This window comes from Pararhizobium sp. A13 (assembly GCF_040126305.1).
GTDB lineage: Bacteria > Pseudomonadota > Alphaproteobacteria > Rhizobiales > Rhizobiaceae > Pararhizobium.
Genome location: NZ_CP149511.1, coordinates 64,043 through 77,384 on the forward strand (window position 1 = coordinate 64,043; position 13,342 = coordinate 77,384).

11 protein-coding genes and 1 pseudogene are annotated in these 13,342 nt (G+C 58.4%); 6 read left to right on the top strand and 6 right to left on the bottom strand.

Annotated elements, in window-relative coordinates; all coding sequences use genetic code 11:
• Positions 1 to 45: 45 nt before the first annotated feature.
• Entirely contained in the window at positions 46 to 435 is a 390-nt protein-coding gene (locus WI754_RS21820) for an ester cyclase (protein ID WP_341488042.1), read from the bottom strand.
• 711 nt (positions 436 to 1,146) lie between these two features.
• Between WI754_RS21820 and WI754_RS21825 the strand changes: the two genes are divergently transcribed.
• Positions 1,147 to 2,034 carry an AraC family transcriptional regulator gene (locus WI754_RS21825; protein WP_341487416.1) on the top strand — a complete coding sequence of 296 codons (888 nt, stop codon included), beginning with the start codon at positions 1,147 to 1,149 and terminating at the stop codon, positions 2,032 to 2,034.
• Positions 2,035 to 2,365: 331 nt separating this feature from the next.
• Here WI754_RS21825 and WI754_RS21830 read toward each other — a convergent pair whose 3' ends face one another.
• Positions 2,366 to 4,243 (bottom strand): tetratricopeptide repeat protein, encoded by a 1,878-nt coding sequence (locus tag WI754_RS21830; protein WP_341487417.1) that lies wholly within the window; start codon positions 4,241 to 4,243, stop codon positions 2,366 to 2,368.
• 61 nt (positions 4,244 to 4,304) lie between these two features.
• Entirely contained in the window at positions 4,305 to 4,604 is a 300-nt protein-coding gene (locus tag WI754_RS21835) for a tyrosine-type recombinase/integrase (RefSeq protein WP_341487418.1), read from the bottom strand.
• A 1,240-nt stretch (positions 4,605 to 5,844) separates the two neighbouring features.
• Here WI754_RS21835 and WI754_RS21840 point away from each other — a divergent pair.
• Positions 5,845 to 6,771 carry a 2-dehydropantoate 2-reductase gene (locus tag WI754_RS21840; protein WP_341487419.1) on the top strand — a complete coding sequence of 309 codons (927 nt, stop codon included), beginning with the start codon at positions 5,845 to 5,847 and terminating at the stop codon, positions 6,769 to 6,771.
• 368 nt (positions 6,772 to 7,139) lie between these two features.
• Here WI754_RS21840 and WI754_RS21845 read toward each other — a convergent pair whose 3' ends face one another.
• Positions 7,140 to 7,829, bottom strand: coding sequence for a GntR family transcriptional regulator (locus tag WI754_RS21845; RefSeq protein WP_341487420.1), 690 nt, complete (start codon positions 7,827 to 7,829; stop codon positions 7,140 to 7,142).
• A 116-nt stretch (positions 7,830 to 7,945) separates the two neighbouring features.
• Between WI754_RS21845 and WI754_RS21850 the strand changes: the two genes are divergently transcribed.
• The 4 genes from WI754_RS21850 to WI754_RS21865 are packed head-to-tail and all read left to right on the top strand — an operon-like array spanning position 7,946 to position 11,371.
• A complete protein-coding gene (locus tag WI754_RS21850) occupies positions 7,946 to 8,737 on the top strand; it encodes a citryl-CoA lyase (RefSeq protein WP_341487421.1) in 792 nt (263 codons plus the stop codon).
• Positions 8,734 to 10,053, top strand: a complete 1,320-nt coding sequence (locus WI754_RS21855; protein WP_341487422.1) for an AMP-binding protein — start codon at positions 8,734 to 8,736, stop codon at positions 10,051 to 10,053. Before WI754_RS21850 ends, WI754_RS21855 begins: the two co-directional genes overlap by 4 nt.
• Positions 10,054 to 10,063: 10 nt before the next feature.
• Positions 10,064 to 10,654 carry a VOC family protein gene (locus WI754_RS21860; protein WP_341487423.1) on the top strand — a complete coding sequence of 197 codons (591 nt, stop codon included), beginning with the start codon at positions 10,064 to 10,066 and terminating at the stop codon, positions 10,652 to 10,654.
• Positions 10,655 to 10,699: 45 nt separating this feature from the next.
• Positions 10,700 to 11,371 (top strand): glutathione S-transferase family protein, encoded by a 672-nt coding sequence (locus WI754_RS21865; protein WP_341487424.1) that lies wholly within the window; start codon positions 10,700 to 10,702, stop codon positions 11,369 to 11,371.
• A gap of 354 nt (positions 11,372 to 11,725) precedes the next feature.
• Here the strand turns inward: WI754_RS21865 and WI754_RS21870 are convergent.
• Together WI754_RS21870 and WI754_RS21875 are read right to left on the bottom strand one after the other, a co-directional pair.
• Positions 11,726 to 12,133, bottom strand: a pseudogene (locus WI754_RS21870) (aminotransferase class III-fold pyridoxal phosphate-dependent enzyme); the annotation flags it as partial.
• 40 nt (positions 12,134 to 12,173) lie between these two features.
• Positions 12,174 to 13,253 carry a GSU2403 family nucleotidyltransferase fold protein gene (locus tag WI754_RS21875; protein WP_341487425.1) on the bottom strand — a complete coding sequence of 360 codons (1,080 nt, stop codon included), beginning with the start codon at positions 13,251 to 13,253 and terminating at the stop codon, positions 12,174 to 12,176.
• Between the last annotated feature and the right edge of the window lie 89 nt (positions 13,254 to 13,342).

Genomic DNA, 13,342 nt, shown 5'->3' on the forward strand with positions numbered 1-13,342 from the left:
TTAAGCAGCGCAGGAAAACTCATGCGCGCCGAAGCCTGCGACCCCTTAATGAGGCAAGGCACCGATCTGCTGCATCAAGCTGAGCATATCGGGCTGACCATATTCCTGTACGATCTGGCCATCGCACAAGTGATAGATATTCAGCGCCTGAACGGCGATTTGTTTTCCGGTGGCAGGTACGCCAGAAAAGGTTCCTTTGTGCGTGCCATACATCATGAACCGGGCAGCGGCCTTGTTGGGTTCGACGATCGCTTCTTCCAGTTTCCAATGAATGTCCGGGAAGCCGCTGCGCATCATTTGGATAACGGCCATGTAGCCTTCGGGACCTTTAACCGGATCGGGGCGTCCCGGCACATAGAAAATAGCTTGCTTTGAAACAAGCTCCTCGGCCATTTTCTCGTCCGCGGCGTTAATGAAGTCGACAAATCGGTTCATGATCCGCTTGTTGGCATCAATTGCGCTGGCGGGGGGGGCCTTTTGTTTGCAACTAACCGCCGGCGTCGCTTCGCCCTGAGCGCGCGCAGGCTGGCTTGTCGCAATCCCGCCGACGGAAGCGAGAATCGCGATAAGGGCAAGAGCCCCAAGATGTGATGGTGTGGTCATCTGTTTTGTTCCTTAATCGTGAGCGGGCGATGCGAGGTATCGAGCATCGGGCACACGCCCGACCTGGTGCATTCCGCGCATGGCTATTTTGCGTGCTACTCGCCCCTCTGACTGAACCTTGATGGTGGCACCAGGCGTCCCTTGGGCGCGAGCGAGGGCGTGAAGCTGAGACCAGCGGCGAACCCGATTTGACCGAGCAGTGGAAGTGATGGGCCGAGCACGCTTCCGTGTCACAGGAATTCGCGGCGAGCGATGCGGCCGTCGATCAAGTGATTTTCGATGGCGCTGCAGTCGCGCCACAACAGGTCAAGTAGTCGAAGGTTTCGCAAGTTTGTCCCTATCTTTGATATTGATGTTCAAGAGCCGTTGCATGTCTCGCCCATTCGACAGGCGCCTGATGGGCAGCGATGACCACCTTTCTGGAATCTCCCCGGATTAGCCGCCGTAGTTTTGGATGACTTCATCGAATGGTAGTTATATGAACATCCCATGCGTTTTCTATGGTTAATCCATCCATTAGTATGGTAAATAACGGACAAATCTGTGGCACTTCATCGCGACTCCGGTATTGAGCATCGTAAGTATGATCCCTCGGGCTCATATCCCTTCGGTGTTGAAATTGCCTCCATGTTTGATCTCAAGCAACGAACCGGGAAAACCCATCTTTCCCGTGTGCATCGTATTGAGTTCCATATGCTCATTTTGGTGACCCGAGGTGAATGCGTTCACGTCATCGATTTCGAGGCCGTACGATGTCGGGTCGGTTCGTTGATGCTGCTGAAGCCCTCGCAAGCGGAGATGTTCGATCTTGTTTCCGACTGGGATGGATGGATCATTCTGTTTGGGCCCGAATTTCTGTTTCCTGCCCAATCCCGACTGACGTCCGATACGACCCTGCTGAATAGGCTTGAAGACCTTACAGAATGCATGCAACTCACTGAGAGCGAGTGTTCACATCTTGAATCAGCGATCGAGCAGATGCGGGACTGTTGTGCGGTGGAGGCCTCAGTATCAGACACAAATGCGATCCTGCGCTATTATTTGAGCGCTCTCCTTCTGCGTATCTGCTTGATGCAGGAAGGAGTTACAAAGACGGATTTGGTAAAACCAGACGTGATGCGCTTCAGACGGTTCAAGGAAGCAGTGGGCACTAACTTCTATCGGTGGCATCAAGTTTGCGACTATGCGCGAGCGCTGGAGTGCTCAGAGAAGACCCTTACCCGCGCAACTCTCAGCATCACCGGAGTGAGCGCGAAGCGCTTTATCGTCGATCGAATCAGCCTCGAAGCAAAACGCCTCTTGGCATATACGAGTTTGCCGACCTCAGAGATCAGCAGTCGTCTTGGCTTTGATGAGGCGACCAATTTTATCAAGTTCTTTCGGCGAGAAATAGGCTCAACGCCGGGTGCCTTCAGGAGCAAACATCGTTGAGAGGCTATCTCGAACTGGACATCGCTACTCTCGCGTCGGCTTTTAGTGCTCTGGCTGTGTGTCCTTCGACGCTTCAGGGCCTTGATCAATTCAAGCTATAGTGAGCGAGAAACGCACATAGTCCGAGAATGGCTATGCGGCGTTTCTGCGGGGTAAGCGATGAAGAGCGGCTCCGCTTTTTTTCGAGGATTTTGACTTTCTGTGTGCCATTGCGGGAGGTCGCTGTGTCGCTGCCTTGCGCTAGCGGCATTTTCGCCGACGGGAGGAATGTCCCTTGGCCCCGAGCTAACTCGGCGCCGTTTCGCCATCGGTGATGTCATCTAAGATGTGGTCACTTAGTCGGCGCGCGCTGATCGCCGACCGACTCTAGCAGCTTCTGATAGCGCGGATGGCTGCGGACAGGGTCCAGGTCGGAGTCATTCTTGAACCACAGGATCTGCTCGGAGCTTCTGTGGGGGAGCACCTTCTCCAGCAGGTCCATTGCCGAGTCAAGGTCGCCCAGCTGCGAATAGGCACATGCAATGTTGTACTGGGCAACGAGGTCATCGGGGTCTATCGCCAGGGTACGGGCGGCCCAATCCTTTGCCCGGTCACGTTCGCCGAGATGCGCCAACGCGAGCGCGCCAAATTGGGCAGGACCTGAATTCTCGGGGTGCAGATTGAGCTCGCGTTCGGCCCGTTCCAACCCCAGCCGCGCCGACCGCTCCCTGTCCACTGGCCGCCCAAGCGACCGATAGACAGCTGTAAGCAGGACAGGAGAGCGGTAGTCGTCGGACCGGATTTGAGCGGCGCGTTCTAGGAACTCGGCCGCGTTTTGGAAATCGCCCTGTTTGAAGAAGAACCGGGCATAGAAATAATTGGCCTCGTACAGATTGGGGTCGAGCACGAGCGCATGCTCGAATTCGGCGATCGCCTCCTTATTGCGCTCACTAAATTGAAGCGCAAGCCCGCGGGAGGCATGTGCCTCGGCCAAGTTGGGGTCGAGCGCCAGTGCCTTGGCGCTCATCGCCAGGATGCCATCGATCGAGACGTCAGTTTCATGATGCCATGAATGAAGGATCGAATCGCAGTCAGCAATTCCGGCATAGGCGCGCGCATAGTTCGGATCCAAATCCGCCGCCTTCGAGAACATGCGCCGCGCCAAGAGCACGTAAGACTTCGAACACATGTGGGAGAATTGCCGGCCTCTCAGGTAGTAGGTATAGGCTTCGATATTCTCTGTCGGAGTTGCCGCGAGTGCTTTCTTCTCTCCCGGCAACAGCTTCACCTTCAGCTGATCGACGATGGCGTGCGTGATTTCATCCTGAATAGCGAAGATGTCAGTCAGCTCTCGATCATAGCGGTCCGCCCAGACGTGGCTACCGTCTTTGCCGTCGATGAGCTGTCCGGTGACACGAACGCGCGATCCGGCCTTGCGGACGCTACCCTCCAACACAAATCGAGTACCGAGCTCCTGTGCCGCTTGCTGCACGTTCACTGGCTTGCCCTTGTAGGTGAACGCGGTGTTGCGGGCGACAACGTGGAGCCCGGAGATTTTCGACAGATCCGTAATGATGTCCTCGGTGATGCCGTCGGAAAAATAATCCTGCTCGGGATCGCCGCTCATATTGTTGAACGGCAAAACGGCGATTGTCGCCCTTTTGGGCAAGTTGCGCGGGGCCGACAAGCGTCGGCCAGGCCGAGGCGCCGGCGCGATCTGCAGGCTCACGCGATAGCAGGCGATCGGCTCTGCAATGTTTTTCACATGCTGCTCGCCCATCGGCTCGAAGCCGAAGGCCAGCTTCTTCTCGACCTCCCTCGCTACCTTCCCTGAGACGCAGATGCCCCCCGGCTCAGCGAGCTGTTGCAATCGCGCTGCAACATTTACGCCCTCGCCGTAGCGATCTTCGCCTTCGACAATCACCTCTCCCAGATTGATTCCGATACGAACCTCGATTCCTTTGCCGTCGGGGACACTCGCATTGCGCTCCGCCATGCCGCGCTGGAGAGTCACCGCGCATTCGACAGCATCGACGACGCTGCCGAATTCCGCCAACAGGCCGTCGCCCATCAGTTTGAAAACGCGCCCATGATGCTTGTTTATTTCGGGCTCGAACAGCTCCTCGCGGCGCGCCTTCAGCCGGTCGAATGTTCCTGCTTCGTCCGCTTCCATGAGCGCCGAATAGGCTACGACATCAGCAGCAAGGATGGCCGCAAGCTTGCGTTCCATGAGAAAGCCCGTAGGCGTCACATCATTTGCAGGAGTGACGCGGATACACTGCGGCAAGGTATCATAGTCTGGTGTTCCCGGCGAGCATCTGGTTCTCATGCACCAGCAGATGTGAAAGGCCGGACACCTCGATCTGTCGAAAGCAGGTCAGCCGCCATGAGTGCGGCATCATCACCACGATTGTGCCGGATTCCCGAAAGCAGTGCCCGCGCGGTCGGATCCGTGACCTGATCGAATTTTTCCGGTGCAAGGTCGCGGCAGTGGTTTCGGCGTAATGGCGGGTGGTTTCGATGTTCTCGTGGCCGAGAAAGCGCTGCACGTCGGTGATGTCAATGCCGAGCCATAGCAGTTTCGTTGCCATGGTGTGGCGCAGCAGGTGCGGATAGACCGCTTGGTGATCCCGGCCTTCCTTGCAATCTGGCGGACGATCTGGCCGATGCGCTGGCGGCTGTACCGCGTGTACCGCGGTTGCGGCTCTCAAATACGGGCCCGCTGTTTCGTAACAGCGGGCCCAAATGTTTAGGTTATGAAATCCCAGCAGCCCAAATAAATGAGCAACCCCGATATGGTCACGAACGGGTTGTCGCGGCCGATGTTCCACATGTCCCGCCGCCCCGGACCTTTGCGCGTTGAATATAGGACCTTGGTCCTATGCGGCGTGGAGTCGTAGGAAAACCGTATCGCCAGCTTTTCAAAGGATTGTTACCCGCGGTTGCCGGATGCGTTGCGCACGCCCTCGCAGCACACAGTCGTTTGCCGATCGCAGAGATAGGATTTGATTTCGCCGCCGGCCAGTGTGCGTGAGGTTGCGCTTCGCTGCCACAGAATGTCCCAATTGCCGATCGGAAAAATTGTCTCATCAGCATGTCGAATATTGCATTTGGCAACATCATCGTCGAGGTCGCGGCGGCGGTCGGATGAGACCAACGATGTTCGAGCTTGCGTGGCTATGCGCCACCAGCCGGACTCGATGCTCCGCCCGCTGGTTTGGTCAAAAGGGTGGATCGACATCCTCGTAGCGCTGCCGGCGAACCCTGTTCCTCGTCGTTGTGTAGTTCACAGCCTTGAACATCTGAACGCAGGGCATTTCCGTTCGATGAAACCATGTAAAGCTGGGAAAGTTAAAGCGTCTGATATCACTTTGCGGCATAACGGGAGGCATATTCCGCCCCTTCCCGCAAACGACCCCGTTCAGACGTCTTCCGCACAAACGCCATCGTTTGCGAGCAGAAAACGGCGACGATTGCGAGCGCCTACAGGTAGTCTAGCCGAGATAAACTGTGTTCCAATGCGACGGCGCGGACGTCCGATCCAGCCCTCGACTCCGGTAGTGCATAACTTGCCAAGAGGGATCAACGAGACCTATTCTGAAGCACCGGAAATGCAACAAGGGAAGCTTGTGGCGCGGGAACCTAGGCGCTCATTACCGCACGTCCAACGGAATGTCTGCTGACTGGGTCGAAGCGGGGCAACACGTCCACTTTGGCAAGGACTCCCGATGTGGTTTGCGATTGTCTCGACGAAAGAAAGCCGTCGGTTAAGCGGACTCGGGGTGCTCGTCCAGTGCGCGCGCAAATCAATCGCCCCAGGGAGGAGGACCTATGCGGATCGCAATGATGGGTGCAGGGGGGATAGGCGGTTATCTCGGGACGAGTCTTGCTGGCTCGGGGGAAGATGTCTCTTTCATTGCCCGCGGAGCGCATTTGCAGGCTCTACGCGAGCTGGGGCTTCGGCTTCTCAGTCCGCTCGGGAACGTTGCATTGGCGAGGGTTCATGCGACGGCGGACCCTGGCGAAGTGGGAACGGTCGATCTCGTCGTATTCGCCGTCAAGCTCTACGACAGCGATTCAGCCGCCGCGGCCATCATGCCGATGGTTGGACCGCAAACGCGAGTGCTGACGCTTCAGAACGGCATCGACGGCGTTGACCTGCTTTCGCGGGTGGTGCCGCGAGAGCAGGTCGTCGGCGGGGCGACCTACATATCGAGTTTCCTGGAAGAACCCGGCGTGATCCGTCAGGCGAGCCGAGTTACGCAGGTTTTCACGGCTGGTTCAAATGACCCTGTGATTGAAGAGTTCCGGAGTGTTTGTGCGCGTGCCGATGGAATCGATCTTGCGATCGTGGACGACATCGATCCCATCCTTTGGAAGAAGTTCGTCGCGCTCGCGGCCTTTTCGGGCGGCACCAGTCTGATGCGCGCCGGCATCGGCAAGATCATGGCTGACCGGGAATCACGAAAGTTCATGGAACAGTTGCGGGATGAGGGCATGGCCATCGCGGCTGCCGAGGGGCATCCCATGCCCGACGGTTTCGGGGACGAAATTACAGACTTGTACCTGAGACTCCCGCCGGAAACCCAGGCTTCGATGGCTCACGATCTGGCGCAGGGCAAGCGACTGGAGCTGGAATGGCTATCCGGTCGCCTTCACGCGCTTGGACTTGAACATGGCGTTCCGACACCCGCCCATACGGCTGTTTACAGGGCGCTTCATCCGCACGCAGGCGGCCGCACTGATATCCATGGTTAAACTCGCGACGGCTGGATAGATAGCCCCCGCTAGTCTCGCCCGCTCTGAGCGGAAGAATGCCATAGAACGCGCGTGCCTGGTCGATGATGGCGTCATCGGCAGGATTGCCTTGGTCGGCGGGTTGCGGGCTTGCTTGCTGCGGTCTGGTGGACCGGAATGGATTTCGCGACACGATAGTCTCCCCGCCTCCAAAGTGATTTTGAACGGTTGCCGGACGCTCGCCGCCGCTGGCAACCTTGGCTCGAAACGGTCATTGCGAAAGTTCGGGTTCCGGCTGCCTTCGCTGCCGGACGAGCGATCGGGCAATGTGCCGGATTGGCGGAAAATCGGCAGAAACGCCGATCATTACGAGTTTTCGCACGATCTGCCTAATTTTCGCGACGAAAGAGTTCCGGCGGCATCGCACGCATGAACTCTTGTGCACGGCGAAGATGATCTCGAATGGCCGCGTCTGCCGCCTCGACGTCCCGGGCTTGGATTGCCGATGCGATCATCCTGTGCTCATGCAGCGAGGCGCCGATGACATGCGAGGAGAGCGACGAGCTGATCTGCGCCATGATCAGCGACAGGTGCATTTGCTGATTGAGCTTTACGAGCTGGCCGTTGCCCGCCGCCACGATGATCGCCGCGTGAAAGCGCTGGTTTTCCTGTAGATAGTCTGCCGTCGAGTGGCGAGGTTCGGTATTCCAGATGGGGGCGGTTGCAGCCTCGAAGGCCACCCTTACGCACGGATCCTTCATGTTGGCTGCGGCAAGCCGGGCGGCCAGCGCCTCCAGCTCGGTGCGGATCTCGAAAAGCTCGAACGCCTCGATCATCGACAGCCGCCGCACCATGGCGCCGCGATTGGGAACGATCTCGATCAATCCCTCGGCGGACAGGCGGCGAAAGGCTTCACGCACCGGGCCGCGACTGACCCCGAGATCGTTTGTCAGTTCCACTTCAGTCAGACGTTGGCCGGGCGCAAAACGCCCATTCAGGATAGCGGCACTCAAATAGTCCGCGACGCTGGATCCTTTCCGGCCATGAGGCTTGGCCACCGAGTCTTTCGTCGTCGTCAATCCCGCCGCCCTCCTGGGTCGATCGCTGCCGAATCCAGAATAGCGATTGACAGCACCTGCTTTTTGTAAACAATATTGTCCTACAAAAAAAGAGAAAAGTGTGGGGAGGAGACGCCATGCTGATCGGCAAGGGGGGACCGGCGGCGACGTCGATCAGCACCGCTGATGCGGCAAGCGTGACCGTGCGCGGCAAGGACCTGTGCTCGGATCTGATGGGCCGGCTTTCCTTCACCTCCTATTTCTATTTGCTGCTGACAGGTCGCGAACCCACCGAAACCCAATGCTATTTCCTCGACCTGCTGCTGGTGGCCATCGCCGAACACGGCCTCGTACCGACCAACCAGGCTGCCCGAATGACTTACGCCGCCGATCCGTCGTCCCTGCAAGGCGCGGTCGCGGCCGGCATTCTCGGCTGCGGCACGGTTGTCCTCGGCACGTCGGAATTTTGCGGCAGGTTTCTGGCCGAGGCCGGGAAGAAAATATCGGAGCAGGGACTCGGCCGTGCGGAAGCCGTGAAGCTGATTGTCGCGGAGATCCGTGCTGCGGGCGGCAAGGTGCCCGGTTTCGGCCATCCGATCCACAAGCCGATCGATCCGCGCGCTGCACGCATCTTCGAGTTGGCGGACGCCAAGGGTGTTTCCGGCACCTATGTCGGAATTGCCCGCGAAGCAACCAAGGCCATCGAAACGGTCTGGGGCAAGCCTCTGCCCATGAATGTATCGATGGCGATTGCCGCCGTTCTGCTCGACCTCGACTTTCCGATGGCGATGATCAAGGCCATTCCCATACTTGCCCGCACCGGCGGACTGCTCGCCCATCTGGCCGAGGAGCAGGAGCGTCCGATTGGCTTTCTCATGGCCGCGCATGCGGAAGAAGCGATCAGCTATCAGCCGGAAGCCGGCCCATGATGTACAATCCGGCCGTTGAATCATTGCCTTGGGATCGGCAGTTTGCGGCCGATGACGAACTCTACCGCACCCAAATCGCCTGCGTCTTCACGAAGTCCCGGTTTTATCAGGACAAATTGACGGAAGCGGGCTTCAGGGATGCTGCAAGCGTCGGGGGTCTCGCCGACATCGCAGATCTTCCCATGACGGAGAAGGACGAGCTACGTGCGAGCCGTACTGCGGACAATCCGGTCGGGGCGCATCTCGCGTCGCCCATGAGCGAGGTCGTCCGCGTCTATTCTACGAGCGGAACCACCGGTTCACCGAGCTACATCCCCCTCACCCGCTACGATCTTGGAAACTGGATCGAGACCTCCTGCCGTTCCTACGCCGCCTCAGGAGTCACGAAGGGCCAGAAGATCATCTCGACCTACAATGCCGGGCCGTTCGTTGCCGGCGTTACTCTCGACGCCTTTAATGCGCTCGGCCTTTGCCAAATCCCGGTCGGCGCCGGCAATACCGAGCGTCTGATGGCTGCGGTGCAATTGCTGAAACCCGAAATCCTGGCGCTCACGCCCTCCTATGCGCTGCACCTTGCCGAATGGGCTGCGACCCGCGGTATCGATATTGCGAATTCGAGCATCAAGAGCATCCTCGTAGCCGGTGAGCCAGGGGGCGGCGAACCTGCGCTGCGCGGCCGGCTTCAGGCGGCCTGGGGAGCAAGCGTAACCGAAGCCATGGGCATCGGCGACATCTCGGTCTCCCTCTGGGGCGAATGCGAAGAACAGGCGGGCATGCACTTCTCCGGTCGCGGCTTCGTTCATTTCGAATTGGTCGATCCGGAAACCGGTGCGCCCGTGCCGCTTGAAGATGGCGCCGAGGGCGAGCTTGTCTACACTCATCTTCTGCATCGGGCCGCGCCATTGTTGCGCTTCCGCAGCCGCGATCACGTTCGCTTGCATGTCGGCAGCTGCGCCTGTGGTCGGACGGCACCACGGGTGCGGTGCATCGGCCGCACCGACGACATGCTGATCGTGCGCGGCGTCAATATTTTCCCGACCGCGGTGCGGGAGGTGGTCAATCAGTTGCAGCCTGCCGTCAGCGGCGTCATCGCCATCCGTCCGAAAGCGAAAGGCGTGAAACAGGCGCCGCCGTTGCCCGTCACCGTCGAACTTGCGGAAGGCGCCCGCGCAACAACCGAACTGGCGGGCCAGATAAAGCAGCGCATCCGCGACGTGCTGCTCATAACGGCCGAAATCGAACTGGTGCCCTGGGGTACGCTGCCGCGCAGCGATTACAAATCCAAGCTGGTTGACTGGACTCGTGCAGCGACATGAGGAGGAGACAATGAGGAAACTGCAGACACAGGGCGTGCATCACATAACGATTGTCGGCGCAGACCGTCAGACGTCGATCGATTTCTGGGAAGGCATTCTGGGCATGCCGTTCGTCTTTGAGCAGCCCAATCTCGATAAAGCCTCGGAAAGCCATCTCTATTTCGATCCCGGCGACAGCCGACTGATCACGATCTTCACGGACGAAAGCCGCAAGCCCGATCCGAAACGAACCCCGACCGACATCGGCTGCGTCCATCATCTCGCCTTCGCCGTCTCTCAGGCCACCTTTAGGCAAGCGGTACAGCGGCTCGACGAGCGAGGCATACAGCATTCGGGTCCCAAGGATCGCGGCTTCATGGATTCGATCTATTTCGAGGACCCGCTCGGCCTGCTGATCGAGCTCGCTTCCTACCGTTTCGAGCCGCCGTTCGGCTACAGTCACGGTGACGTCATGCTTGAGGCCCACAAAATCCGGGTAGCGCGCGGCGACTACAACATCGCCGAAATCCACCTTGCCGATGCGATCGAGAACCTGACCGCGCGCAACCGCGGCAGCCTCTCCTCGGACCGCAACCCGAAGAACCCCTACCCAAGCGCGTGACAAGAAGAAGCTAAATCTAGCTCAAAGCAGCCAATGGAGGAAATGATGAAACTTTATATGCACCCCGTATCGCAAACCAGCCGGCCGATCCGTTTGCTCATCGCCGAGAAGGGTCTTGATGTCGAAGAGGAGGTGGTCGATCTCATGACGGGCGCCCACCATCAGGAACCCTTCATATCGGTCAATCCGAGCCGGCAGGTGCCGGTTTTCGAGGACGCCGACCTCAGGATGACCGAGTGCTCCGCCATCCTGAAATACCTCGCCGATAAATACGACATGCCGGAATACCCGAAAGATCTGAAAGCACGAGCACGCGTCAACGAGATTATGGACTGGTTCAATACCGGCTTCTATCGCGACTGGGCCTACAATATGGTCTATCCGCAGATCTTTCCGCATCACAAGCGGCCGACCGAGGATGGTCAGAAGGTCGCTGTCGAATGGGGACGCGACAAAGCGGGGTTCTGGCTGCAGGTGCTCAACGACCATTATCTCGGCAAAGGCAACAAGTACCTAGCCGGCGACAATATCACGATCGCCGACTATCTAGGCGCAGGCTTCGTCGCATGCGGCGAACTCGTCCGCTACGACCTGTCGCGCTTCCCCAAAGTCCAGGCGTGGCTCAGCCGGATGAAGGCACGCCCGCATTGGGATGAAGTCAGCAGCGTCATAACCGGATTTGGCAGCTCGATGAAAGATCAGGCGTTTGTGACCTGACCTGTGCTTCGGTATTCGAACGTTCGGCGTTAGCGAATGATTGACCCGAGAGATAGGGGAGCATGAGGAATTGTGGGGCGCCGACGAAATTACGGGGTTTGGTCCAAAGTCCGTCCTCTGATTTTTCACAGGGCGGTCGGATTTGAAAACGGCAAAAACGAGGCCCCACAATTCCTCATGCTCCCCATGACGACAACCCAGAAATCCTGGGCAAGATCGGGTTGGCGACGCGACAACCCGAGACTGACTAGCAAAGACCTGAATCGAAGCCTATCGTCGCTCGGATCGACGGGGCGAACATCGGCCCGACTATCGTAGGCCAACCTTGGCACGGACGATGACGGGGTCGCCGTCGTCAGCTTCGAGGACGGCCTTGCCAGCACGGACGACTTCGAGTTCGGCAGCACATCGCTGGACGAAAGCTTCTTCGGTTTCATTCGAGCCCGGCCGGTAATGCGGGGTCAATGTGTGCAGTATACGATCAAAAGGGAGGTCGAACGAGAGATGATTATTGGGGAGGCCAGTGAGGCTCGCGCTCAGCGCGGTCACCCCATGATAGGCCTTCAGCCGCGATATGATCTTCTTTTTTTGCGGCATGCCGAGCGCATTGGCGCGGTACCAGACAAGCTTGATCGCCGTATAGGCCTCGGAGCCGGAGTTGGTGAAAAGAACCATGGACATCGGCACCGGCGCTATGCCGATCAGCTTTTCGGCTAGTTTCGCCGCCGCGGCATTCGTCCGTCCCGTGAAGGTATGATAATAGGCTTTGAGATACCATTGAGATCAACGAAGGCCCGCCAGATCAGCGGGCCTTTTCGATTTCTTCCAGCGGAAGAATGCCGAACGTTCGATGGACGGCCGGTTTATATTGCTTCTGGACAGCATCAACGCCCGCAGTGATCGTGGTTCGCCATGACGGGCCTCTATCCCATGCCTCACGAAGAGCGTCCGCCAGATCGGCTCCGTAGCCGATTTCTTGCAGGGCTTCGAAAAGCATTCCGGCTTGCCGCAAATCCTTGTCTTTCTTTGCTTGCCCACCGGCATCATCGAGCCGCCGACCGGCGACGATCAGCTTATGAACCGCGAATCTCGACGGATCGGGAACGACGACCGAGACACCGGCACTATGCAGCAGGATCGTACGAACCGGATCACGGATCAGGAAATCCATGTATCGGAGCGGTTCGGCAGCAGCACCGCCGAGAGCGGGCATTTGCGCGGGTTGGTCCGCGTATTCTTCCGACCCCCGGTTCGTCGTCAGGAACTCCACCCTGTAGCCGCTAGAATTGCGGAAGGCATTAGAGCGGGGGGAACCGGAGACGTGGGGCAGCGGCCGAAACGACGGATCGATGCCCTGCAGTAGATCGACAATAGGCGGAATCGAATCCTCGACTTCCGAGGATATCGCGTAATCTTGAGCCAGGTCCGCGTCACCCGTCAGGACCGCAGCCATAGGCAGGCGAACGCCGAGATAGGCCCCGTAGCACTGGAAAGCGACCGTGCCGACGAGGACACCGCGCAACCGGAACAGACCGGCCGCAGCAAGCGCCTCGACGACCTGGCCTGTGAAACGATCCGGAGCGATCAAACCCGCTTCCCGCGTCAGGGCCGCGACCATCTTTCGCCGGTTTTGGTAATCGTCCTTTTCGGCCTTGAAGGTTTCGACCCGAGCCGAGATTTCGGTATCGTCGGCAGGTCCGACATAGCGGCGCTTTTGACCGCCCTCGCCGTCTGGTTGATCGAAATACCAATATGAGCGATTATCGACTTTGACCGAGACAAAGCGGCCAGTCGGAGGAAAGTCAGCCGACCATTGCGCATCGAAAGTCCGTTGCTGCAATTCCGCTACCATCGTGCGGAACATGAGATCGATTTGCTTCATGTGGGGCATCCTATAACATTTCCGCAAATCTAGTATAGTCAATGGATTTCCGCAAGGTACCAGGCGATAGCCGCCAGATATTCTACATA

Excerpts from the sequence above, each read along its gene's own strand:
- WI754_RS21820 (WP_341488042.1), bottom strand. The coding sequence starts at position 435 with ATGAACCGATTTGTCGACTTCATTAACGCCGCGGACGAGAAAATGGCC.
- WI754_RS21830 (WP_341487417.1), bottom strand. The coding sequence starts at position 4,243 with ATGGAACGCAAGCTTGCGGCCATCCTTGCTGCTGATGTCGTAGCCTAT.
- WI754_RS21835 (WP_341487418.1), bottom strand. The coding sequence starts at position 4,604 with ATGGCAACGAAACTGCTATGGCTCGGCATTGACATCACCGACGTGCAG.
- WI754_RS21840 (WP_341487419.1), top strand. The coding sequence starts at position 5,845 with ATGCGGATCGCAATGATGGGTGCAGGGGGGATAGGCGGTTATCTCGGG.
- WI754_RS21850 (WP_341487421.1), top strand. The coding sequence starts at position 7,946 with ATGCTGATCGGCAAGGGGGGACCGGCGGCGACGTCGATCAGCACCGCT.
- WI754_RS21855 (WP_341487422.1), top strand. The coding sequence starts at position 8,734 with ATGATGTACAATCCGGCCGTTGAATCATTGCCTTGGGATCGGCAGTTT.
- WI754_RS21860 (WP_341487423.1), top strand. The coding sequence starts at position 10,064 with ATGAGGAAACTGCAGACACAGGGCGTGCATCACATAACGATTGTCGGC.
- WI754_RS21865 (WP_341487424.1), top strand. The coding sequence starts at position 10,700 with ATGAAACTTTATATGCACCCCGTATCGCAAACCAGCCGGCCGATCCGT.
- WI754_RS21875 (WP_341487425.1), bottom strand. The coding sequence starts at position 13,253 with ATGAAGCAAATCGATCTCATGTTCCGCACGATGGTAGCGGAATTGCAG.